23 protein-coding genes are annotated in these 23,512 nt (G+C 59.7%); 13 read left to right on the top strand and 10 right to left on the bottom strand.

The window, feature by feature from the left end:
• Positions 1-272: 272 nt before the first annotated feature.
• Positions 273-1,649 carry an L-serine ammonia-lyase gene (locus tag KGA88_RS04475; protein ID WP_223589209.1) on the bottom strand — a complete coding sequence of 459 codons (1,377 nt, stop codon included), beginning with the start codon at positions 1,647-1,649 and terminating at the stop codon, positions 273-275.
• 135 nt (positions 1,650-1,784) lie between these two features.
• Here KGA88_RS04475 and KGA88_RS04480 point away from each other — a divergent pair, with 135 nt between their 5' ends.
• From KGA88_RS04480 to KGA88_RS04500, 5 genes are all read left to right on the top strand, one after another.
• Positions 1,785-2,732 carry a LysR substrate-binding domain-containing protein gene (locus tag KGA88_RS04480; protein WP_110659401.1) on the top strand — a complete coding sequence of 316 codons (948 nt, stop codon included), beginning with the start codon at positions 1,785-1,787 and terminating at the stop codon, positions 2,730-2,732.
• Positions 2,733-2,946: 214 nt separating this feature from the next.
• Entirely contained in the window at positions 2,947-3,354 is a 408-nt protein-coding gene (locus tag KGA88_RS04485) for an HPF/RaiA family ribosome-associated protein (RefSeq protein ID WP_007970346.1), read from the top strand.
• Positions 3,355-3,521: 167 nt separating this feature from the next.
• Entirely contained in the window at positions 3,522-4,094 is a 573-nt protein-coding gene (locus KGA88_RS04490; protein ID WP_110659400.1) for an RNA polymerase sigma factor, read from the top strand.
• Complete coding sequence (locus KGA88_RS04495) at positions 4,091-5,080, top strand: FecR family protein (protein ID WP_223589213.1); 990 nt, start codon at positions 4,091-4,093, stop codon at positions 5,078-5,080. The genes KGA88_RS04490 and KGA88_RS04495 overlap by 4 nt, the downstream gene beginning before the upstream one ends.
• 216 nt (positions 5,081-5,296) lie before the next feature.
• Positions 5,297-7,726 carry a TonB-dependent siderophore receptor gene (locus KGA88_RS04500; RefSeq protein ID WP_223589216.1) on the top strand — a complete coding sequence of 810 codons (2,430 nt, stop codon included), beginning with the start codon at positions 5,297-5,299 and terminating at the stop codon, positions 7,724-7,726.
• A gap of 127 nt (positions 7,727-7,853) precedes the next feature.
• Here the strand turns inward: KGA88_RS04500 and KGA88_RS04505 are convergent, their stop codons facing one another.
• Complete coding sequence (locus KGA88_RS04505; protein ID WP_223589219.1) at positions 7,854-8,729, bottom strand: helix-turn-helix domain-containing protein; 876 nt, start codon at positions 8,727-8,729, stop codon at positions 7,854-7,856.
• 138 nt (positions 8,730-8,867) lie between these two features.
• On the opposite strand from KGA88_RS04505, the gene KGA88_RS04510 reads away from it, so the two are divergent.
• Entirely contained in the window at positions 8,868-9,770 is a 903-nt protein-coding gene (locus KGA88_RS04510) for a DMT family transporter (protein WP_110659397.1), read from the top strand.
• Between the two features lie 6 nt (positions 9,771-9,776).
• Here the strand turns inward: KGA88_RS04510 and KGA88_RS04515 are convergent, their stop codons facing one another.
• Both KGA88_RS04515 and KGA88_RS04520 read right to left on the bottom strand, forming a co-directional pair.
• On the bottom strand, positions 9,777-10,286 hold the full coding sequence (locus KGA88_RS04515) for a DUF2165 family protein (protein ID WP_110659396.1): 510 nt from the start codon (positions 10,284-10,286) through the stop codon (positions 9,777-9,779).
• Positions 10,287-10,481: 195 nt separating this feature from the next.
• Positions 10,482-11,456, bottom strand: a complete 975-nt coding sequence (locus KGA88_RS04520; RefSeq protein ID WP_223589222.1) for a 2-hydroxyacid dehydrogenase — start codon at positions 11,454-11,456, stop codon at positions 10,482-10,484.
• A 194-nt stretch (positions 11,457-11,650) separates the two neighbouring features.
• On the opposite strand from KGA88_RS04520, the gene KGA88_RS04525 reads away from it, so the two are divergent.
• Complete coding sequence (locus KGA88_RS04525) at positions 11,651-11,908, top strand: hypothetical protein (RefSeq protein WP_103394221.1); 258 nt, start codon at positions 11,651-11,653, stop codon at positions 11,906-11,908.
• A gap of 144 nt (positions 11,909-12,052) precedes the next feature.
• Here KGA88_RS04525 and KGA88_RS04530 read toward each other — a convergent pair whose 3' ends face one another.
• The 5 genes from KGA88_RS04530 to norR all read right to left on the bottom strand — a co-directional run bounded on the left by KGA88_RS04530 (position 12,053) and on the right by norR (position 16,595).
• On the bottom strand, positions 12,053-12,802 hold the full coding sequence (locus KGA88_RS04530; RefSeq protein WP_223589225.1) for a YkgJ family cysteine cluster protein: 750 nt from the start codon (positions 12,800-12,802) through the stop codon (positions 12,053-12,055).
• An 83-nt stretch (positions 12,803-12,885) separates the two neighbouring features.
• Positions 12,886-13,212, bottom strand: a complete 327-nt coding sequence (locus KGA88_RS04535) for a hypothetical protein (protein ID WP_110659393.1) — start codon at positions 13,210-13,212, stop codon at positions 12,886-12,888.
• Positions 13,213-13,383: 171 nt separating this feature from the next.
• Positions 13,384-13,842: a GNAT family N-acetyltransferase gene (locus KGA88_RS04540; RefSeq protein WP_223589259.1), complete on the bottom strand. Its 459-nt coding sequence runs from the start codon at positions 13,840-13,842 to the stop codon at positions 13,384-13,386.
• A gap of 27 nt (positions 13,843-13,869) precedes the next feature.
• Entirely contained in the window at positions 13,870-14,772 is a 903-nt protein-coding gene (locus tag KGA88_RS04545; protein WP_007970363.1) for a chemotaxis protein CheV, read from the bottom strand.
• Between the two features lie 272 nt (positions 14,773-15,044).
• Positions 15,045-16,595, bottom strand: a complete 1,551-nt coding sequence (gene norR, locus KGA88_RS04550; RefSeq protein ID WP_223589228.1) for a nitric oxide reductase transcriptional regulator NorR — start codon at positions 16,593-16,595, stop codon at positions 15,045-15,047.
• Between the two features lie 156 nt (positions 16,596-16,751).
• Between norR and hmpA the strand changes: the two genes are divergently transcribed.
• A complete protein-coding gene (hmpA, locus tag KGA88_RS04555) occupies positions 16,752-17,933 on the top strand; it encodes an NO-inducible flavohemoprotein (RefSeq protein ID WP_223589231.1) in 1,182 nt (393 codons plus the stop codon).
• A gap of 264 nt (positions 17,934-18,197) precedes the next feature.
• A complete protein-coding gene (locus KGA88_RS04560; protein ID WP_110660128.1) occupies positions 18,198-18,707 on the top strand; it encodes a disulfide bond formation protein B in 510 nt (169 codons plus the stop codon).
• 552 nt (positions 18,708-19,259) lie between these two features.
• On the opposite strand, the gene KGA88_RS04565 is transcribed toward KGA88_RS04560, so the two are convergent.
• On the bottom strand, positions 19,260-19,520 hold the full coding sequence (locus KGA88_RS04565) for a hypothetical protein (protein WP_110660129.1): 261 nt from the start codon (positions 19,518-19,520) through the stop codon (positions 19,260-19,262).
• 27 nt (positions 19,521-19,547) lie between these two features.
• Here KGA88_RS04565 and cyoA point away from each other — a divergent pair, with 27 nt between their 5' ends.
• Genes cyoA through cyoD form a run of 4 tightly spaced genes read left to right on the top strand, consistent with a single transcriptional unit; the run spans position 19,548 to position 23,504 of the window.
• Positions 19,548-20,492, top strand: a complete 945-nt coding sequence (cyoA, locus tag KGA88_RS04570) for a ubiquinol oxidase subunit II (RefSeq protein ID WP_110660130.1) — start codon at positions 19,548-19,550, stop codon at positions 20,490-20,492.
• 3 nt (positions 20,493-20,495) lie between these two features.
• On the top strand, positions 20,496-22,526 hold the full coding sequence (gene cyoB, locus KGA88_RS04575; protein ID WP_110660131.1) for a cytochrome o ubiquinol oxidase subunit I: 2,031 nt from the start codon (positions 20,496-20,498) through the stop codon (positions 22,524-22,526).
• Positions 22,527-22,529: 3 nt separating this feature from the next.
• On the top strand, positions 22,530-23,156 hold the full coding sequence (locus KGA88_RS04580; protein ID WP_110660132.1) for a cytochrome o ubiquinol oxidase subunit III: 627 nt from the start codon (positions 22,530-22,532) through the stop codon (positions 23,154-23,156).
• A complete protein-coding gene (gene cyoD, locus KGA88_RS04585) occupies positions 23,157-23,504 on the top strand; it encodes a cytochrome o ubiquinol oxidase subunit IV (RefSeq protein WP_110660133.1) in 348 nt (115 codons plus the stop codon).
• The last annotated feature ends 8 nt before the right edge of the window (positions 23,505-23,512 follow it).

Raw genomic sequence — 23,512 nt, forward strand, 5'->3', positions numbered from 1 at the left:
CAGTTGTTGACCGGCCGTGATCGGGTTGGTTCGCAATGCCAGACCACCGGCCATCTCGTCATCATTGTTCCAATCAGGATGTAGCAAGGGGCATGCCGACAAAAAAACACGTTCTGTAGGAGCGAGCTTGCTCGCGATGGTCGTGAACGATAACGCGTCAAACCAGATGGTTTGCGGCGCCTGAGGGTTTTTCGCGAGCAGGCTCGCTCCTACAGGGGGCCGTGTTTTCTGCACGTTTCAGGGCAATAACGGCGGGCGTGCAACCAAAACGGTCAGCATTCCACCCAGTTCACCGCCAGTCCGCCCCGTGACGTTTCCTTGTATTTGTCGTGCATGTCGGCGCCGGTGTCGCGCATGGTGCGGATCACCCGATCCAGGGAGATGAAGTGCTGGCCGTCGCCGCGCAGGGCCATTTGTGTGGCGTTGATGGCTTTCACGGCAGCGATCGCGTTGCGTTCGATGCAGGGCACCTGAACCAGTCCGCCAACCGGGTCGCAGGTGAGGCCGAGATTGTGTTCCAGGCCGATTTCAGCGGCGTTTTCCAACTGCTCCGGGGTGGCGCCAAGCACTTCTGCCAGGCCTGCGGCGGCCATGGCGCAGGCGGAGCCGACTTCGCCCTGGCAGCCAACTTCGGCCCCGGAAATCGATGCGTTTTTCTTGCACAGGATGCCGACGGCAGCGGCGCCCAGAAAGAACGCGACGACGTCGTCGTCAGATGCCTCGGCATTGAATTTCATGTAGTAGTGCAGCACGGCCGGAATGATCCCCGCCGCGCCGTTGGTCGGCGCCGTGACCATGCGCCCGCCGGCTGCGTTTTCTTCGTTGACCGCCAGCGCGTACAGGTTGACCCATTCCATTGCAGACAAGGTCGAGGTAATGACATTCGGCTTGCCGATTTCCTGCAGACTGCGATGCAGTTTCGCCGCTCGGCGTGGAACATTCAGACCGCCGGGCAGAATACCTTCGTGGCGCAAGCCTTGCTCGACACACTCACGCATCACCGACCAGATATGCAGCAGGCCCTGGCGGATCTCGGCATCACTACGCCATGCCCGTTCATTGGCCATCATCAGTTCACTCACCCGCAGCCCGTGCTCGTTGCACAACTTGAGCAGTTCGGCGGCGCTGGAAAAGTCGTAAGGCAGCACCACTTCGCCAGCCGGTGCGATACCGGACTCGGCTTCGGCCGCTTCGATGATGAAACCGCCACCCACCGAGTAGTAGGTTTGCTCGAACAGTTCACCGGATTCGCCGAAGGCTGTCAGGCACATGGCGTTGGGGTGGTAGGGCAGGCTCTCGTCGAGCAGCAGGAGATCGCGTTGCCAGTCGAAGGCAATGTCCGTAACGCCTGCCAGAGGCAACTGAGCGGTTTCGCGCAGGGTGTTGATTCGGCTGTCGATGGTGGTGGGATCGATGCTGTCGGGCCATTCGCCCATCAGGCCCATGACGCAGGCGCGGTCCGTTGCGTGGCCGACGCCGGTCGCCGACAGAGAGCCGTAGAGGCGAATCTCCACGCGTCGCACGTCAGCCAGCAAACCCTGCTCGACCAGCTGCCGGGCAAAAGTTGCGGCGGCACGCATCGGACCGACGGTATGGGAACTGGACGGACCGATGCCGACTTTGAAGAGATCGAAAACACTGATAGCCATGCTAAAGCCTATACAAGCAATGGAAGAGGAATCGCCGCCATTTTTGTAGGACAAGCGCAATATGGACGATACTGACCGTCAAGGTCCTACGTGACCAACGAAACTTTCTAAGACATCCTTTAGCAGGACTAAACGATGAGCCGTCCATTACACGGCCAGACCTATGTCTGGCTGAACGTGTTTGCCTGTGCCGCGCGGCACCTGTCGTTCACCCGCTGCGCCGAAGAACTGCACATCACACCGGGAGCGGTCAGCCAGCAGATCCGCCAGCTGGAAGAGCGCCTGGGCTTTCGCCTGTTTCATCGCCGCGCTCGCGGAGTGGAATTGAGTGCCGAGGGCCAGCGCCTGGCCATTACCGTCAACGAGGCCTTTGGCAGCATCGACGCGGAATTGCGCCGACTCGACGCGGGCATGATCAGCGGGATTCTGCGGGTGCGTTCGATTCCGTCGTTCCTGAGCAAATGGCTGACGCCGCGCCTGCCGCGTTTGCAACAGCGTTTTCCAGACATCCAGTTGCGCCTGGTGGCCGAGGACAGCAGCGTGCCCTTGCATGAAGGTGATTTCGACCTGGCGATCGACCTCAACGATGGCAGCTACCCGGGCCTGTTATCCACAGCCTTGCTCGATGAGCAGATTTTTCCGGTGTGCGCGCCGAGCCTGTTGCGTGGGCGTCCGCCGCTGCATGGTCCGGCAGACCTGATGCACTTTCCCTTGCTGCACGACATCACCGCCTGGCGCGGCAGCTACGAGTACGCGGAGTGGGAGTTTTACCTCGATGCCATTGGCTTCGAGGGCGCGGATGTGCGGCGCGGGCATACTTTCAATCGCAATCACCTGACGATCGAAGCGGCCATTGCCGGAATGGGGGTGGCGATTGCCCGGCGAACGCTGCTCAACGATGAGTTGGAACGCGGGGCCTTGATCGTGCCTTTCGGCCTGGCGGTGCCCAATCACAAGCGCTACATGCTGCTGTACGCACCGGGGGCGTTGAGCCATCCGGGTGTGCGCGCAGTGCACGATTGGTTGGTGGAGGAGGCGGCTGCTTTTCGCAGCCTGCACCCGTTGGGGGAGCGGCAAATGTGAGCAATTATTACGTAAGAGCAGGGCGACCCAACTCCCGACCTTAACAGCGCTTTTGCCGGTTGTCCGGCTTTTTTTACGATTGAAAATTTATCTTTTTTTGGGGGTTGAATTGTTCAGCGTACAGACCGATTGTGTAAGTAAGAGGTCACGGTGATGACGCCCAAGGGCTTAGCTGACCGGCCTCTCGCGAGCTAGCTGAAATAAGGGATGAACTATGCAAATCCAAGTCAATAGCGATAACCATATTCAAGGCAGTAAACGACTGGAGGAGTGGGTACGTACGACCATTGAGAGCACGCTCGAACGCTACGAAGAGGACCTGACACGCGTCGAGGTTCACCTGCGGGACGAGAACGGCGACAAGCCGGGTCCCCATGACATGCGCTGCCAACTGGAGGCGCGGCCAAAAGGCCATCAACCGGTTTCCGTCACCCATAAAGCCTCCACCATGGAGCAGGCGATCGACGGAGCGGCCACCAAACTTGAACATGCGCTGGAGCATATGTTCGGCAAGTTACGCGGCAAACGAGCCAATGTGGTGCCCATCGAGAGTGGCGCCCATGCCGACCAGCTGCTGGAAGAAGAGTTTCTGGAAAACGAACAGGCGGCGCTTAACGGCTGACACCTGATTCACTTTTTACCTTCCCATGAGAACGGGCCTGCATTGCAGGCCCGTTTTGTTTTCGCCCGATCCTTTTGCATATGAGAATATTTATCATTAATATTGCGACCTTTCCGGCCCCCTGACGCTGTCGTGGCTTCACCGGTTTTCAGGTCGAAACGTGAACGATGATCACTCTGCCCCCCGAGCCCCACGATATCGAACGCGATCAACACCGCGGCGACCGTGCGCATTTTCTCCAGGTCTTTCTCTCCCAGCGTGCGCAAATGGAGGCGTTGGTGAATCGTCGCGTCGGTTGCCGGGCGACGGCGGCTGATCTGGTACAGGACTTGTTCCTGCGATTCTGGCGGCGGCCGCTGGTGCAGGTCGAGGAGCTCAGCACTTACCTGCTGCGCTGCGCTGGCAACATCGCCATCGACCATTTGCGCAGTGAAGGCACGCGCGTCCGCGCCAGTGAAGGCTTGATGGTCGAACCGCCGGACAGCCACGGCAGCGGCCCGCAAGCGGCACTGGAGGCGGGCAATGATTTGCGTCACGTTGAAGCCGCGTTGCGCGCGCTGCCGGAACGCACGCGGCAGATCTTTTTGCTCAATCGCATTCACGGCCGTAAATACGCCGAGATCGCCAAGGCCATGGGTTTGTCCCAAAGTGCCGTGGAAAAACATATGATGCGCGCCCTCGAAGCCTGCAAGGCCAGCCTTCGGGAAGCCGAAACGCGTACGCCAGGGAAAGCACCGTGAACAACTTCGAAAGCGTCATTCCGACGCCCGCTCAGGAGCAGGCCGCGCTGGCCTGGCTGAGTCTGTTGCATGACCAGCCAAGCAGCGGTGACCAGGCGACGTTCAGCCAGTGGTTGCAAGCCGACCCCGCCCATGCCGAGGCCTATGCCCGGGCGCAGGTTCTGTGGGAGCTGAGCGAAGGGCCAGCGCGCACGCTTGCCGATGAAGACGCATTTGCCTTGCAGGGCTATCTCAACGCCATGGACAGGTCGCGGCGTAGCACGGTCGGGCGCTGGTCGGGTGCGCTGGCGATGGCTGCGTGTCTGCTGTTGATGATCAGTCTCGGCACAGGCTGGCAGCCAATGCGCTGGATCGATGACCTGGGGGCGGACTACGTCTCGGCACCGGGGGAAATCCGCACCGTCACCCTGGCCGATCAATCCCAGGTGACACTGGATGCCGACAGTGCCATCGCCGTGGATTTCAGTCGCGGCGAACGGCATGTGCAACTGCGTCGCGGCGCCGGATTCTTCAGCGTCACCCACACCGGCGAGCCATTTGTGGTGGACGCCGAGAAGGGCCAGGCGCGGGTCCTGGGCACGCAATTCGAAGTCCGTTTGCAGCCCCATGGCGCGCAGGTCACGGTGTTGTCGGGACGGGTTGGCGTGACGGCGGGCCAGGACGGCGAACAGCAAATTCTCAGCGCTGGCCAGCAAGTGGCCTACGGCGCAGGCTCGGCGGAAAAACTCCACGCGGTGGACAGCGAAGCGCAGTTGGCATGGCGCCAGGGCTGGCTCAATTACTACAAGGCGACGCTGGCCGATGTGGTGAATGACCTGAGCCGCTATTACCCCGGGCGGATCGTGCTGCTCAATGATGAACTGGCGGCCCGCCGGGTCAGTGGCAGCTTTCCGAGCCGGAACCCGCAGGCGGTGTTGAGTTCGTTGCAGGGGGTGTTGGGGTTTGAGCAGCATCAGGTGTTGGGGCATCTGATTATTTTGCGTTAAGGCTACCGGCCCCTTCGCGAGCAAGCCCGCTCCCACAGGAGGAATGTATTCCAAATGTGGGAGCGGGCTTGCTCGCGAAGGGGCCAGTTCAAACACCACATAAAGCTGATGAAAAATATTTTCAAAATGTGATGAGGTAAACCCGATTGCCATCCGTGTACTGACTGAAACTGCGAGTCATTCGCATCCGTTGCGGTTCTACACAGGTCATGAGCAATGAAGTCCAGGGCAAAATCGGGTTCGGTCAAACAATGGTTGGGTGTGTCTGCGTTGAGTTTTTCGGCATTGGCGTTGCTGCCGCTGAGCGTGGCGCTAGCCGCAGAGACCGGTAACAGCCAGCCACGTGGGCAATTCAGTTTTTCCCTGACCGCCAAACCGCTGCCCCAGGCCTTGAGTGATTTCAGCCGGGTGACCGGCATCAGCGTCGTCTACACCGATGAAGCGCCGTACGGCCTCAATGCACCGGCGGTCAATGGCCAGATGAGTGCCGAACAGGCGCTGCAACGTCTGCTCACCGGTTCGGGCTTGACGTTCCGCCGCACCGACGGCCACACCATTGCACTGGAGCCGCGACCGACCGAAGGCGCCTTGAACCTGGGCGCAACCACCATCACCTCGGTGATGGATGAGTCCATGAGTTACCAACCGCCACCGACCTCTTCGGTGATGCGCTCCTCGGCCCCGATTCAGGAAACCCCGCAGACCATCAACGTCGTCCCGGCCCAGGTCATCCGCGACCAGGCGCCGCGCAATCTCGATGACGCCCTGGCCAATGTCAGCGGCATCACCCAGGCCAACACCCTGGGCAGCACCCAGGACTCGGTGATGGTTCGTGGGTTTGGCGACAACCGCAATGGCTCGATCATGCGCGACGGCATGCCGATCGTGCAGGGCCGTGGCCTCAATGCGAGCGTCGACCGGGTCGAAGTGCTCAAGGGCCCGGCTTCGTTGCTCTACGGCATCCAGGATCCGGGTGGCGTGGTCAATATGGTCAGCAAGAAGCCCGAGCTTGAGCAGTACAACGCACTGACTGCGCGGGGTTCGAGCTATGGCGACGGCAAGAACGGCAGCGGCGGCGGTTTCGACAGCACTGGGGCCCTCGGCGATTCCGGGCTGGCCTATCGCATGGTGCTGGACTACGAAGACGAAGATTACTGGCGCAACTTCGGTGTGCATCGCGAGAGCCTGATTGCGCCGTCGCTGGCCTGGTACGGCGAAAGCACCCAGTTGCTGTTCGCCTATGAGCACCGCGAATTCCTCACGCCGTTCGACCGCGGCACGTTGATCGATCCACGGACCAACCATCCGCTGGACATCTCGCGCAACGAGCGTCTCGACGAGCCGTTCAACAACATGGAGGGGCGTTCGGACCTCTATCACTTCGAAGCCGATCACGAGCTCAACGACAACTGGAAAGCCCATTTCGGCTACAGCTGGAACCGCGAGACCTACGACGCCAGTCAGGTCCGCGTGACCGCCATCGACACCAAGAAGGGCACCCTGACCCGCAGCATGGACGGCACGCAGAACGCGATCAGCACCGATCGTTTCACCACTGCCAGTCTGGAAGGCAACGTCAATGTGCTGGGCATGCAGCACGACCTGCTGTTCGGCATCGACGACGAATACCGCAAGATCTACCGCGAAGACCTGATCCGCCAGAAAAGCCGCACCCAGTTCAGCTACGTGAACCCGATCTATGGCCAGGAAGTGCCGGGCACCACTGTCAGCGCTCCCGACAGCGCGCAGACCGATGAACTGCGCAGCGATTCGATCTTCCTGCAGGACTCCATCCACCTCACCGACCAGTGGATACTTGTGGCCGGTGCGCGCTTCCAGACTTACGACCAGTACGCCGGCAAAGGCGTGCCGTTCCACGCCAACACCGACAGCAACGGGCAGAAATGGGTGCCGCGCGCGGGCCTTGTGTACAAGTACACCGATGCCGTGTCGTTCTACGGCAGCTACACCGAGTCGTTCAAGCCCAACTCGACCATCGCGCCGTTGAGCGGCAGCAGCACCGTGCTTGACGGCGGCATCGCGCCGGAAGAGGCCAAGTCCTGGGAGCTGGGTGCCAAGCTGGATCTGCCGGGGCGCGTCACCGGCAACATTGCGCTGTTCGACATCAAGAAGCGCAACGTGCTGGTGGCCAACGCCGAAGGCCCGACCACGATTTACAGTGCCGCCGGCGAAGTGCGTTCCCGTGGCCTGGAAGTGGACCTGAGCGGTCAGTTGACGGATCGCTGGAGCATGATCGGCAGCTATGCCTACACCGATGCCGAGGTCACCGAAGATCCTGATTACAAAGGCAATCAACTGCAAAACGTGGCGAAGAACAGCGGCTCGCTGTCGGCTGTATACGACTTCGGCACGATTGTCGGTGGCGACCAGTTGCGGGTCGGCGCCGGGGCGCGTTATGTGGGGGAGCGCGCGGGCAACGCGGTGAACGATTTCGACCTGCCGAGCTACACCGTGGCCGATGCGTTCGCCACCTACGACACCAGGGTCGAAGGGCAGAAGGTCAAGTTCCAGCTCAATGTGAAGAACCTGTTTGACCGCACTTACTACACCTCGGCGGCGAGCCGGTTCTTTGTGTCGATGGGGGATTCGCGGCAGGTGACGTTGTCCAGCACCTTGGAGTTTTGACGGTAGACCGTGTCATCGTTCTTCGCGAGCAAGCCCGCTCCCACATTGGCCCGCGTCGCACGCAGATCAAATTGTGGGAGCGGGCTTGCTCGCGAAGGCGGCAAGTGTGGCGCCGAAGTTCCCGGGCCTAGCGCAAAAACGCCTGTCGATACTCGCCGGGCGTTCCACCCAGGGCCTGGCGAAAGCGGTTGGTGAAGTGGCTGGCGCTGGAAAAACCGCAGGCCAGTGCAATCTCCCCCAGCGGTCGTGAGGTCGTGCGCAGCAACTCCCGCGCGCGGTTCAGGCGCCGTGCCAGCACATACTGATGGGGCGGCAAGCCAAAAGTTTCGCGGAACATCCGTGCGAAGTGGTATTCCGACAACGCGCACAAAGCCGCCAACTGACCAAGGCTGATGGCTTCGTCCAGATGGCTGTCGATGTACTCCACCAGATGCCGACGCTGATGCGCGACCAACCCACCTTTAAGGCGCAGGTCTTGCCGCGCATTGACCTGACTGAGCAGGGCATGGCTGAGCAATTCGTGAGCCAGGCTGCTGGTGAGCAGACGCTCGCCCGGTTCGTCCCAGTTCAGGGCGATCAACTGCCGAAAGCGCAACGCCTGTTGCGGATCGTCGAGAAAGGTCTGCTCGCGTAGCTGCATTTGCCGTGGCTCGCGATCGAGCAGGGTGACGCAACCGAGGGCAAATTGTTCGGGGCTGAAGTACAGGTGTGCCAGGCGAATGTCGCCATTGATCACCCAGCCTGACTGATGGTCGGCCGGCAGGATGCACAGTTTGTCCGGCCCTCCCTTGTTGCCGGGCTGGTCACGGCGAAAGGTGCCGGTGCCGCCGGCAATGTAACAGGACAACGTGTGGTGGCTGGGCGCTTCGTATTCCTGGGCGTCGTGGTGATTGCTCCACAAGGCTGCAGACAAGCCGTCACCGAGCTCGGCGCTGTGCTCGAGGCGAGCGTTCGGCGAGCGGTTGAGGGCTTGAAAGACTTGTAGGTTATCCAGTGCGGCCATGATCGGTTCTCTCTAACGCCTTGCATCCTACTCCGTAGACGTTCCCCTGCCAGCCAGTCGCCAGACAAAAGCGCAAGTTTATGCAAGTGCGCGAAGGCGCGACGCCGGACACTGGGCACCTGTCGAGGAGCCTTTGCCATGAACCTTTCTTTGTATTTGCTGACCGTGCTGATCTGGGGAACCACCTGGATTGCCTTGAAATGGCAGCTGGGCGTGGTCGCGATTCCCGTGTCGATCGTCTACCGCTTTGGCCTCGCCGCGTTGGTGTTGTTCGTGATCCTGCTGCTCAGCCGGCGCCTGCAAGTGATGAATCGTCGCGGGCACCTGATCTGCCTGGCTCAGGGCCTGTGCCTGTTCTGTGTCAACTTCATGTGCTTCCTCACCGCGAGCCAGTGGATTCCCAGCGGCCTGGTGGCCGTGGTGTTTTCCACCGCGACGCTGTGGAATGCCCTCAATGCGCGGGTGTTCTTCGGCCAGAAAATCGCCCGCAATGTGCTGATGGGTGGTGCGTTAGGCTTGCTTGGGCTGGGCCTGCTGTTCTGGCCGGAACTGGCTGGGCATACCGCCAGCCCGGAAACCTTGCTTGGCCTGGGCCTGGCCCTGTGCGGCACCTTGTGTTTCTCTGCGGGTAACATGCTGTCGAGCCTGCAACAGAAGGCCGGTCTCAAGCCGTTGACCACCAATGCCTGGGGCATGGCCTACGGGGCGGCAATGCTCTCGGTGTGGTGCCTGGTCAAAGGCATTCCCTTCGACATGGAAATGAGCGTGCGTTACATCGGGTCACTGTTGTACCTGGTGATTCCGGGGTCGGTGATCGGTTTTACTGCCTACCTGACTTTGGTCGGTCGCATGGGGCCGGAGCGCGCGGCCTATTGCACGGTACTGTTTCCGGTGGTGGCGCTGAATGTCTCGGCGTTTGCCGAAGGTTACCAGTGGACCGCTCCGGCACTGGCGGGGCTGGTAATGGTCATGTTGGGTAATGTGCTGGTGTTTCGCAAGCCCAGGGCGAGTGCCGGTCCGGTGGCGGGAAAGTTGGCGTGAAGCTGTTCAGGTATCCCTCGCCGCCAACAGATAGATAATGCCGAAGAACATGTATTCAATTTGGATTTGTGCCCAGTAAAGGGCATTGGCCTGTTTGGAGTACTCTAAGTCAAACCATTCGTTTAGTATGATGATGTAAAAAGTCTGATACGTAAAAATGGCTGTAATAAAACCGCTTATGGCAAATTTCTTGGCTTCGTAGAACTCGCTGCGTGATGCATCGAGTTTACGATATAGTTGATAAAATCCAACTATGAAACTGCATGTGTACATGGTCTCGAGTGTGATCAGTGCCCAGTAAAAGCGGTGATGAAACAGGGGTGAGCTGATGGCGCGGTATCGGCGGGAGTCATTGTCGACGGTGTCGCTCATGCTGATGATTCGACCGATATATTCGGCGTATGCACTGTAGTCGGTAATATTGTTGATAAGTGTCGTTGTACCGAATAGTGCCGCCATGAAGATAACTATTAATTTGCTCCGTCTTACCATGCAGGAAGTGGTGAAATAGCTCATGCAGGATGCTCTCCGAATGTACGGTTGATACGTTCTTGTTTTTCGGAGTTTATAGCTGTTTAGATGCAGTGGGGGTAAAGAGTGCTTTGCGAGTTATGTCGCTTGTTATAAGGGGTTGGTGGAAAGTTGCTTAAGGTAGATACTTTGCAGGTTTTATATAAAGTGGCACGCCAATGATGACGTGCCATTGTTCAATCAGACTTTCCACACCTGCGGATTGACCAGATCCTGCGGTCGCTCACCCAACAAGGCACTGCGCAAGTTAGCCAGGGCACGGTTGGCCATGGCATCGCGGGTCTCATGGGTGGCCGAGCCGATGTGCGGCAGGGTCACGGCGTTTTTCAGCTGGAACAGGGGTGACTCGGCCAGCGGTTCTTTTTCGTACACGTCCAGCCCGGCACCACGAATGCGGTTGTTTTGCAGCGCTTCGATCAATGCCGGCTCATCGACTACCGGACCACGGGCGATGTTCACCAGAATGGCGCTCGGCTTCATCAACGCCAGTTCGCGATGGCTGATGAGGTGTTTGGTCTGCTCGCTGAGTGGCACCACCAGGCAGACGAAATCGGCCTCGGCCAGCAACTGATCGAGGCTGCGGTATTGCGCGCCGAGCTCCTGTTCCAGCCCGGTCTTGCGGCTATTGCCGCTATAGATGACCGGCATGTTGAACCCCAGTCGACCGCGTCGGGCAATGGCGGCACCGATGTTGCCCATGCCGACGATGCCCAGCGTCTTGCCATGCACGTCACAACCGAACAACGGCGCACCGACAGTGGCTTGCCATTGCCCGGCCTTGGTCCAGGCATCCAGTTCGGCGACGCGACGCGCACTACTCATCAATAGCGCAAACGCCAGGTCGGCAGTGCTTTCGGTGAGCACATCCGGCGTGTTGGTCAGCATGATCCCGCGTTCGTTGAAGTAGGCGAGGTCATAGTTGTCGTAGCCCACCGAGACACTGGACACCACTTCCAGGCTGGTGGCGTTTTCCAATTGAGCGCGGCCGAGTTTACGACCGACACCGATCAGGCCGTGGGCGTGGGGCAGGGCTTCGTTGAATTGGGCGCTGATGTCGCCGTTTTTCGGATTCGGCACGATGACGTCGAAGTCTTGTTGCAGGCGTTCGACCATTTCCGGGGTGACGCGGCTGAATGCCAGGACAGTCTTTTTCATGAGGGGCGGGCTCGTCGGGCGGTGAAGAATGATGAGCACGCTAACATTCTTCACGGGATTTGTGCGAGTCGTCAGGCGGTCAATGCAAGCTTGCAGCTTGCGGGGCGTCATCCAGTTATACTGCGGCACTTCTTATACTGTGACATGCGGCTCGCTCACCGGGCCCGACACTTCATGCACCACCCGGAGCTTTCATGACTTCCCCGAAACAACCGCCGGTCGCCGACGCCCTGAGCGACGTGCAGGCAGAGCTGCCAGACAGCGTCGACTCCAGCGCCGACAGCGAAACCAAAGCCGAGATCCCGGCGTTCAAGTTCCCCTTCAAGCCGGGTGAGCTGGCAGCCGCCAAGGGCTCCAACCAGCCGTGGTACAAGAACGGTGCCAAGAACGGCCACACCAAGACGCCGGGCATGGCACCGCCGGGGACGCGTCGGTCGATGGGCAAGCGCTGAGTTTTTATCACCGCGGCGTCTGATCTGCCGTCTTCGCGAGCAAGTCCGCTCCCACATCTGATCGCATTCTCATGAAAGAACGCGGTCCCCTGTGGGAGCGGGCTTGCTCGCGAAGGAGCCGGCATAAACACTGCAAATCCCGAATCAAACCGCCCGCAACGATATAAACGAGTAATTCGCCGGCGCATCCGTCGCCACTTGTGCACCTGCGTCCAGCACTTGCCCGGCAATATCGTCCCCCGACACATGAAACAGCCATTCGCTGCCCCACTCAGGCAAAGTTTGTCCCGCCAGTTCATCGACGATCGTGGCGAACTCCACCATATCCGGCAGATAAGCGGTAAAGCCGTCCCCCTTCAGGGCTGTCGTGCGAATGCCCAGCAAGGCGCAAATCGCATCCTTGGTCTGAATGTCATCGCGATCCGCCTGGCGGGAGCGCTGGATCAGTTCCGATAACTCCCGGTCGACCAGATTGCCGCCGACTATCAAGTCCGGCCCTGTTTCCCATGACTCTGGCGGGCACTCCTTGATGGTGGTGTTCAGCGCAATGTGCGGATTGATTTCCATCGGATAGATGCGGCATACCAACGGCCGGCGTTCGTAGATGCGGCAGAGGTTGTCTTCGTCAAGATTTCGGCAGGGGCCGACATTGTAGGCGGCGAAGGTGATGGCCACATACGCCTTGGATCCGCCGCTGCACACCGCCGCCGAACGGCGCTCGGCGTGTTCCCGTTGGTGCACCGGCAGGCCCAGGCCGTTGTCCAGAAACGCCTCCACCAGCACGATCACCTGACCTCCGTCGGCCGCCCACATCCGGGCTTCGCTCAGGGTCAGGGGTACATGGTGGTCGTTGCAGCATTTGCCGCAGCCTACGCAGGAAAATCTCATACTCATTGAATGTTGATTCGCATCACAGGGCATGACATGGCGACAGAATGCCGCCACGAAAGCCGCTATCGAAGCAAGTTATGCGCCACTCAGTTGGACTTGCCGGCCGTGCGGATGGAGTCCCATTCGGTGACGTACGCGGTTTTGCTCTTTTTGTTGTAGAGGCACAGTTCGGTGCCTTGGGCGCCTTTCATGTGTTTTTGCGGGTACTGGCCATGGAGCAGCAGTGCGGTGTAGCCGACCCGGTCATCGAACTGCGCGGCGTTGCCCACGGGTTTGGCATCCTTCAGGCCGCTGGCCTTGGTGCAACTGGCGAGTACGGCTTTGTCGTAGGCGGCCCAGGCGTCGGGGCTGGAGGCGTGGGCCTGGGTGGCGAGGGCGGTGAGGCAGAGAATAGTCAGGGTTGCTGCTTTCATTGTTCAGGCTTCCTTGGGCTGAATGGCCAAGGCAGGAGTATGCCTGAAGGTTTTGTGGTGGTTGTGTCAGCCTCTTCGCGAGCAAGCCCGCTCCCACAGTGGTCGAGTGTGGCCACAGATTTTGTGTACGACGGGTAACCTGTGGGAGCGGGCTTGCTCGCGAAGGCGGTATCAGAGCGGAACCGGCTCCCGGCGGACTGCATACATCCCGACGCTTTCATACAAGCGCCGCGCCCGAAGATTGTCTTCACGGACCTTGAGGTCCACGAAACCCTCACGCCGCTGCTGGAACATCTTGAATGCATGCAACAACAATGCACGCCCCAACCCTCGTCCCTGAAACCGCGGGTGCACCACCAGGTTCTTGATATAGGCACTGGTCCAGCACTGACACACGCCCACCACTTCTCCGGCATCCTGGGCAATCAAGCACAGGGCCGGGTCATATTCCGGATCGGTTTCGAACTGCCGTTGCCACATCTCCAGCGCGGCGACACGACCACCACCGTCGAGATAACCGAACTCCATCAGCCGGTGCACGGCGGTGGACAGTTCGGGGCGGTATTTGCTCAGTTGCAGGCCAACCGGCCAATCGGGAGGCGGCACGACGACAGAAAGGTCGCGCCGCATCAGCCAGCAGAATTCTTCGTTCAACACTCAATAACCCTGTTCGGCGACAGCCTTGGCCGCGGTGATCAGGCACTGGGTCAATTCCGGCGAAGAGAACTTGGTCAGCACCGCGTTCGCCCCTGCCAATCGTGCTTTCTCGGCATTCATCGCACTGTCCAGCGAGGTGTGCAGCAGTACATATAGATGGGCGAAATCCGGAGTTTCCCGCAGGGTACGGGTGAAGGCGTAGCCGTCCATCTCCGACATTTCGATGTCCGAGACGATCAGGTTGATCTGCTGCGCGGTGCCTTGCAGGTCCAGCAGGCAGTCGATGGCTTCCTTGGCGCTGCGGGCCGTATGGCATTGCAGGCCGAGGTTACGCAGGGTGTGCACCGATTGCTGCAAGGCCACCTGGCTGTCATCGACCACCAGGATGCGCGCGTTGCCGAGCAGTTCGGCGTCTTCCATGCTCAGTTCGGTCGGGGCCATTTCGATTTGCGCCGGGGCGATGCCGTGGATGACTTTTTCGATGTCCAGCACTTGCACCAGAGTGCCATCGACCGACGTCACACCAGTGATGTAGGCGCGCAAGCCACCGGAGCCGAAGGGCGGCGGGCGAATGTCGGTGGTCAGGCAATGGACGATCTTGCTCACGGCCTGCACGTGCAGGCCCTGCTTGGAGCGGCTGACGTCGGTGACGATCAGGCAGCCGCCGTTCGGGTCTTCCAGCGGGCGCTCGCCAATGGCGCGGCTGAGGTCGATCACCGACAGCGAGGCACCGCGCAGGGTGGCGATGCCTTTGACGTGGGGGTGCGACTCCGGCAGCCGGGTCAGCGGCGGGCAGGGAATGATTTCACTGACCTTGAGCAGGTTGATTGCCATCAGCTTGCCGCTGCGCAAGGTAAACAGCAGAAGCGAAAGTGAGTCTGCGCGGGCTTTGGTGGAGGACATATGAACCTTCTCTGGAAAAAGGTGGCGGGCGATCACAGGATCGCCAATGACTTCGATGCCGGGTTATCGACTTGTCGGGGGCAGGCTTTAGGGGCAATACCGATCTTGGGTCAAACGGTGGACCATTGTGGCGAGGGGGCTTGCCCCCGTTCGGCCGCGAAGCGGTCGTAAATCCGGCGATTCGGTTTGATTGGTGGAAAGCTGGGGCCGCTTCGCGACCCAACGGGGGCAAGCCCCCTCGCCACAAAGACTTCACTCACCCTATAGCGACGCTATTTCATCCCCAACCGCTTGGCCATCCGCCCCAGGTTCGCCCGATCCAAGCCTAGCTCACGGGCCGCACTTGCCCAGTTGTTGTTGTGCCGTTCCAGGCAGGCACCGATCAATTGGCGCTGATAATGCTCGGTGGCCTCGCGCAAGTCGCCGGTCACCATTGGCGTAACGGCGGCGACGGGTTGCTCGGCAGTGGTTTCAACGCTGGCGTCGGGCAAGTCCAGGTCGGCGGCGCTCAGGCTGAGAATCTTCGGCCGTTCCTTGCAGTTGCCCAGGGCTTTCAAGGCGCTACGGCCGATCAGGTGTTCCAGCTCGCGCACGTTGCCGGGCCAGTCGTAGGCCAGCAGCGCGGCTTGGGCATCGCTGTTCAGGCGCAGGCTGTTGAGGCCCATGCGCGAGCGGTTCTGCTCCAGGAAATAACCGCTGAGCAGCAGCACATCGCGCCCGCGATCGCGCAGGGCCGGGACCAGCAGCGGGTAAACACTGAGGCGGTGATAGAAGTCGGCGCGGTAGCGGCCGCTGCGCACTTCTTCGGCGAGGTCGCGGTTGGTCGCCGCGATCAGACGCACGTCGACCTGATGCTCCTTGTCCGAACCCAGTCGCTGCAGCTGGCCGCTCTGCAGCACCCGCAGCAACTTGGCCTGCACGGTCAGCGACAACTCACCGACTTCATCGAGAAACAGCGTGCCGCCATTGGCCAGCTCGAACTTGCCACGGCGGTCGTTCATCGCCCCGGTAAAGGCGCCGCGGACATGGCCGAACAACTCGCTTTCCACCAGGGTATCGGGCAATGCGGCGCAGTTGAGGCTGATGATCGGCTTGTCGGCGCGGGGCGAGGCGGCATGGATGGCCTGGGCCACCAACTCCTTGCCGACCCCGGTTTCACCCGTGATCAACACGGTCAGGTCGCTGCCGCCCACCAGGCGGATTTCTTCGACCAGCCTTTTATGGGCCTTGCTCTGGCCAATCATCTCGCGATTCTGCTGGCCGCTGGCCTGGCGGTAGACCTCGGCGCGTTGATGTTCATCTTCGACCCGGATGTTCAAGCGCTCGATGCGCTCGGCGGCGTTGACCGTGGCGGCCGCGAGGCTGGCGAAGGCTTGCAGGGCATCCAGTTCGATCGGTTCGAAGCGCTCGGGATCGAGGGCGTCGAGGGTCAGCAGACCCCATGGGCGCTCGTCGATGAACAAGGGGCAACCCATGCAGTCGTGAACTTCCAGATGATCATCCAGGCCATCGACCAGGCCGTCATAGGGGTCTGGCAAGTCGCTGTCGGCAGCGAATCGGGTCGGGCCGGGGCCGCTGAGCAGCGCTTCGAAACGTGGGTGCTCGCTGACCTTGAAGCGCCGACCGAGGGTGTCGGTACTCAGGCCGTCGACGGCCAGTGGCACCAGCCATTCACCATCAAGGCGCAGGAGGGCGGCGGCGTCGCATGGGAGCAGGGCGCGCATGGCTTCCAGCAGGCGGCGATAACGCTCGCCCTCGGGCAGTTCGCGGGACAGATCGGAGACCAGGGGCAGCAGGGCAGTGAGCAGGGATTTTGCAGTCATAGTGACTCCATGTAGTCGGTATGACTATAAAGCAGGCGCTGTCTAAATGACTATTAAGTTTTTAACATATTGATTTATTAGGATTAAATAGTTGGCACGTAAGCTGATAAGCATAGGGTAATCCGTTAGCAACCCAAGAAGACCAGGAGTCACCTTATGCTGAGCGCTCAAGACCGTGCCATCGTCAAATCCACCGTGCCGCTGCTCGAAAGCGGTGGCGAGGCGCTGATCACGCACTTCTACCGCATGATGCTCTCCGAATACCCGCAAGTCCGCCCGTTGTTCAATCAGGCCCACCAGGCCAGTGGTGATCAGCCGCGAGCCTTGGCCAACGGTGTATTGATGTATGCGCGCCATATCGACCAGCTCGACCAGTTGGGCGACCTGGTGGCCAAGATCATCAACAAGCACGTGGCCCTGCAGATTCTGCCGGAGCACTACCCGATTGTCGGCGCCTGCCTGCTGCGGGCCATCGCCGAAGTGCTGGGCGAAGAGATCGCCACCGCGGAAGTGATCGCGGCCTGGGGTGCGGCGTACGGCCAACTGGCGGACATCCTGATCGGCGCCGAAACCAGCATCTACGACCAGAAGGAACAGGCACCGGGCGGCTGGCGCGGGGCGCGGGAATTCATCGTGGCAGGCAAGGTCGAGGAGAGCGCCGAGATCACTTCGTTCTACTTTGAACCTGCGGACAAAGGTCCGATCCTGGTGGCAGAACCCGGCCAGTACATCGGCATGAAACTGATCCTCGACGGTGAAGAGATCCGCCGTAACTACTCGCTGTCGGCGCTGGCGAACAACGGCCAGTACCGCATCAGCGTCAAACGTGAAGCCGGAGGCCGCGCCTCGAACTACCTGCATGACCAGCTGCATGTCGGGGCGAGCATCCAGTTGTTCCCGCCATCGGGCGAGTTCACCCTGACCGCCAGCGACAAGCCGTTGGTGCTGATCAGCGGCGGTGTCGGCATCACCCCGACCCTGGCGATGCTCGAAGCGGCGCTGGAAACCCGGCGGCCGGTGCATTTCATCCACTGCGCGCGCAATGGCAGCGTGCATGCCTTCCGCGACTGGATCGATGGCCTGGCCGAGCGTCACCCGCAACTCAAGCGCTTCTACTGCTATGCCGAAGACGACGGGGTGAGCCCGGTGGCGCACAAGGTCGGGATGTTGAGCCAGCAGCAGTTGCATGCATGGCTGCCGGAGCAGCGTGACGTGGATGCTTACTTCCTGGGGCCGAAAGGTTTCATGGCCGCGATCAAACGCCACCTGAAGGCGCTGGGTGTGCCGGAGAAGCAAAGCCGTTATGAGTTCTTCGGGCCGGCAGCGGCGCTGGAGTAAGGGGTTGCGGCGGCTCGGGAGACCGAGTCGCCTGCTTCGCGAGCAAGCCCGCCCCCACAATTTGGAATGCGTTCCTCCTGTGGGAGCGGGCTTGCTCGCGAATGCCACACCTCGGTTCTGAATTGAAAAAAGCTGGAAAGTTAATCCCTCCTTAACCGCCTTATCGTCTATTCCCCCCCGAATCCCCCTCACACGCTCCAGACTCTCAAAGGTCCGGGCCAGCGTGTAGACTGGCGGGCAATCGATATCTTCAAGGGAAACGCGATGAGCGATGAATCCATGCGGTTGGGGCGTGAACGGCGCTATCTGGTGTTGTTGGGCATCATTTGCCTGGCGCTGATCGGCGGCGCGCTGTACATGCAAATTGTTCTGGGTGAGGCGCCTTGCCCGCTGTGCATCCTGCAGCGTTATGCGTTGCTGCTGATCGCGATCTTCGCCTTCATCGGCGCCGCCATGCGCAACCGTCGCAGCATCACGGTGTTCGAAACCCTGGTGGTGATCTGCGCGCTGGCTGGCGCAGGCGTTGCCGGGCATCACGTCTTTACGCAGTTCTATCCTGCGGTCAGCTGCGGCATCGATGTACTGCAGCCGATTGTCGATGATCTGCCACTGGCGAAGATCTTCCCGCTGGGTTTCCAGGTCGACGGTTTCTGCTCCACGCCATACCCGCCGATCCTCGGTCTGTCGCTGGCGCAGTGGGCGCTGGTTGCCTTCGTGCTGATCGTGGTGCTGGTGCCTGTGCTGACGTCGCGTAACCGCAAAGCGCTGCGCTGAGGTCATCTACCGCCACGCATTGTCGGACAATAAAAGCCCCGGCCCTCGCAGAGAGGGCCGGGGCTTTTTTTGTCTTGCCGGGGGCATTTCAGGGGCCAGGTAAAAAGACCGTGATGTGCGACAGCCAAGGGTGCGACACATGTGCGACATGTTGTCACAGAGCCGGTGTCGCAGGGCGTTGAGGGGGACCGGATTGGTACATGGAAACGTAACGAAATTGGGCTGTTTTGCAGGCTTGCGGTTTTTTCCGTTCCAGGTACGAACAGACAGTTTTAACAGCGTCTGGCGAATGGCCAGAGCCCCCGTCATATCGGGCCTTGGACAAGGTAAAGGGCAGTGAAGCGCCACCCGATACTGTCTGAACTGTGGGTGGTAGGCCTACTTATTTTGGTGTTTTTGTTGAGAATTAATTTCGATAAGATGCGCCACTTTTGCGAAAACGGTTAATGATTGTTGCCGGTTCGGATAAAAATTATTTCGGGATGAGACATGGTTTATAGGGCGTTACATATCTACAATCGCCCGCACTGAATTCCCGACACTGCTCAAATCTTAACCAGGCTTGAGCAGGAACAGGGTGTCGAGAGGTCTGGTGGCTTCATGCGATGCCCAGGTGTCGGAGCCTCCAACTATCCGCACCAAATGGAATTGGTCTGTAACAAGGCCTTTGACCACGAATTCGAATAAGAACTCACCGCACGCCCAGGATTTGTCGTACAGCGTCTGACGCACGACGGGCATGCCCTTATTCAATCCAAGAAAAATGCCAACCCTTGGCAGGGTGAAGTGTTGGCGATCAAAACCCAACTGCATTGCGCAAGCTGCTTTAGAGGTCGTGAGATGAGTAAAAACAGGTACCCCAGACTACTAGGCTTATTGCCGCTGATCGGCACGTTGTTGCTGTCAGGCTGCAACATGACCTTGCTCAATCCCAAGGGCCAGGTTGGTCTGGACGAGCGAAACCTGATCATCACCGCAACGCTGCTGATGCTGTTGGTCGTGGTGCCGGTCATCGTCATGACCTTCCTGTTCGCCTGGAAATACCGCGCGTCCAACACCAACGCCACCTACACCCCGAAATGGAACCACTCCACCAAGATCGAGATCGCGGTGTGGGCCGTTCCAGTACTGATCATCATTGCCCTGGGTTATGTCACCTACAAATCGACCCACGCTCTGGACCCGTACAAGCCGCTGGAATCCGACGTCAAGCCTGTGACCATCGAAGTGGTCGCGCTGGACTGGAAGTGGCTGTTCATCTACCCGGAACAAGGCATCGCCACGGTCAACAAGATCGTGTTCCCGGCGCACACCCCGATCAACTTCAAGATCACTTCCGACGCCGTGATGAACTCGTTCTTCATCCCTGCTCTGGGTGGCCAGATCTACGCGATGGCGGGCATGCAGACCAAGCTGCACCTGATCGCCAACGAGAACGCTGAGATGGACGGTATCTCCGCCAACTACAGCGGCGCTGGTTTCACCGGTATGAAATTCAAAGCGATCGCAACTACTCAGGAAGAATTCGACGCCTGGGTAAGTGAAGTCAAAAAGGCACCTAAACAGCTTGAACAAGCTGAATACGCGAACCTTTCCAAGCAGAGCCAGAACAACCCAGTCGAGCTCTACTCCTCGGTGACGCCGAACCTGTTCCAGACCATCGTCGACAAGTATGAAGGCATGAAACCAGGTCCTAAGGTCAAGCACGAGAAAGCAGAGAAAGAAGTGGCCCAGATGGAAGGGATGGACTCGAGTTCGCATTCAGCTGCCGGGGCAGAGGAGTAAACGATGTTTGGTAAATTAAGTTGGGAAGCGATCCCGTTCCACGAACCGATCGTGATGATAACCATCTCCATGATCGCGCTCGGTGGTCTGGCGTTGTTCGCTGCAATCACCTACTTCAAGAAGTGGACCTACCTGTGGACCGAGTGGCTGACGTCGGTCGACCACAAGAAAATCGGCGTGATGTACATCATCGTCGCCATGGTCATGCTGCTGCGCGGCTTTGCCGACGCCATCATGATGCGTACCCAGTTGGCCATGGCCACCGAGGGTTCGCCTGGCTACCTGCCACCTGAACACTATGACCAGATCTTCACCGCTCACGGTGTGATCATGATCATCTTCATGGCGATGCCATTCTTCACCGGCCTGATGAACCTTGCGGTGCCGCTGCAGATCGGCGCGCGTGACGTTGCCTACCCGTTCCTGAACTCCCTGAGCTTCTGGCTGCTGGTTTCCGGCGTAGTGCTGATCAACCTGTCCCTGGGCGTCGGCGAATTCGCCAAGACCGGCTGGGTTGCCTATCCGCCGCTGTCGGGCCTGCAATACAGCCCTGGCGTGGGGATGGACTACTACATCTGGGCGCTACAGCTATCCGGGCTAGGTACGACGCTGACGGGGGTCAACTTCCTGGCCACCGTACTGAAAATGCGTACCCCAGGCATGAAGCTGATGGACATGCCGATCTTCACCTGGACCTGCACCTGGGCCAACGTCCTGATCGTGGCTTCGTTCCCGATCCTGACCGCTACCCTGGCACTGCTGACGCTTGACCGTTACATGGATTTCCACATTTTCACCAATGAACTTGGTGGCAATCCGATGATGTACGTGAACCTGTTCTGGGCGTGGGGTCACCCTGAGGTGTACATCCTGATCCTGCCAGCGTTCGGTATCTTCTCCGAAGTCATCTCGACCTTCACCGGCAAGAAACTGTTCGGCCACCACTCGATGGTCTACGCATCGGGCGCAATCTCGATCCTGGGCTTCATGGTTTGGCTGCACCACTTCTTCACCATGGGTTCGGGTGCCAGCGTCAACGCCTTCTTCGGTCTGGCGACGATGCTGATTTCCATCCCGACGGGTGTGAAGCTGTTCAACTGGCTGTTCACCATCTACCAGGGCCGTCTGCGTTTCACCAGCCAGGTGCTGTGGACCCTGGGCTTCATGGTGACCTTCGCCATCGGCGGCATGACCGGCGTACTGCTGGCCATCCCGGGTGCCGACTTCGTTCTGCACAACAGCCTGTTCGTGATCGCGCACTTCCACAACGTGATCATCGGCGGTGCGGTATTCGGTTACATCGCCGGCTTCGGCTTCTACTTCCCTAAAGCGTTCGGCTTCAAGCTGCACGAAGGTTGGGGCAAGGCAGCGTTCTGGTTCTGGATCAGCGGCTTCTTCGTCGCGTTCATGCCGCTCTACGCTCTGGGCTTCATGGGCATGACCCGTCGCCTGAACGCCACCACCAACCCTGAGTGGGTGCCGTACCTGTACGTCGCCATGTTCGGTGCGGTGATGATTGCCGTGGGTATCGCCTGCCAGCTGATCCAGCTGTACGTCAGCGTGCGTGACCGCAACAAGCCGGAAAACATGTGCGAACACGGCGACCCGTGGAATGCACACACCCTGGAATGGTCGACCTCGTCGCCACCTCCGTTCTACAACTTCGCCGTGCTGCCAAAAGCCGACGTTGTCGACCCGTTCACCGAAGCCAAGGAAAACGGCACCGCGTACAAGGCCCCGGCCAAGTACGAGCCGATCCACATGCCAAACAACACCGCGACCGGTGTGGTCATGGGTGCTCTGTTGACCGTGTTCGGTTTCGCGATGATCTGGCACATCTGGTGGCTGGCAATCGCTGGCCTGGCCGGCACCGTGATCTACTTCGTGATCCACGCGGCCCGTGATGATCAAGGCTATATGGTGCCGGTCGACGTGATCGAGCGCATCGAAGCCGAGCAGCACAAGCGTCTGGTTGCGGCAGGGAAAATCCCGGCCACCGCCACCCGTGTTGAAACCTCGTTGGAACAGGCTTAAACCATGTCGAACTTAGTGACCAATGCTGGACACACCCATGTCGATGGACATGGGCATGATGACCATCACCACGACTCGGGCGAGATGACCGTATTCGGTTTCTGGCTCTACCTGATGACCGACTGCATTCTGTTTGCGTCGATCTTCGCGGCGTACGCGGTACTGGTTAACAACGTAGCGGGTGGCCCGTCGGGCCACGACATCTTCGAACTGCCATACGTACTGGGCGAAACCGCTCTGCTGCTGTTCAGTTCGATCACCTACGGCTTCGCCATGCTGGCGTTCTTCAAGGGCAACAAGAAGCAGGTCCTGGGCTGGTTGGCCATGACCTTCCTGTTCGGTGCCGGCTTCATCGGCATGGAGATCAACGAGTTCCACATGCTGATCTCCGAGGGCTACGGCCCTAGCCGTTCCGGCTTCCTGTCCGGGTTCTTCACCCTGGTCGGCACCCACGGTCTGCACGTGACCAGCGGTCTGATCTGGATGGCGATCATGATGTACCAGGTGCAGAAAAACGGCCTGACGGCGACCAACAAGACCCGCCTGAGTTGCCTGAGCCTGTTCTGGCACTTCCTGGACGTGGTGTGGATCTGCGTATTCACCGTTGTTTATCTGATGGGGACTATGTAAATGGCTAACGCAGCTCATTCCCAAAATGGCCATGACAGCCACGACGCCGGTCACGGCAGCGTCAAGTCCTACGGCATCGGTTTCATCCTGTCGGTGATCCTGACCCTGATCCCGTTCGGTCTGGTGATGTACCCGACGCTGCCGAAGTCGATCACCCTGATGATCGTCGTCGCGATGGCCGTCATCCAGGTGCTGGTGCACCTGGTGTACTTCCTCCACCTGGACCGTTCGGCCGCGCAGCGTAACAACGTGATTGCGTTTGTTTTCGCCGCGATCGTGATTGTCCTGCTGGTTGGCTTGTCGCTGTGGATCATGTTCAGCATCCACACGTTCATGATGGCGAAGTGAGGTAGATC

It is taken from the genome of Pseudomonas sp. A-R-19, assembly GCF_019956575.1.
Lineage (GTDB): Bacteria > Pseudomonadota > Gammaproteobacteria > Pseudomonadales > Pseudomonadaceae > Aquipseudomonas.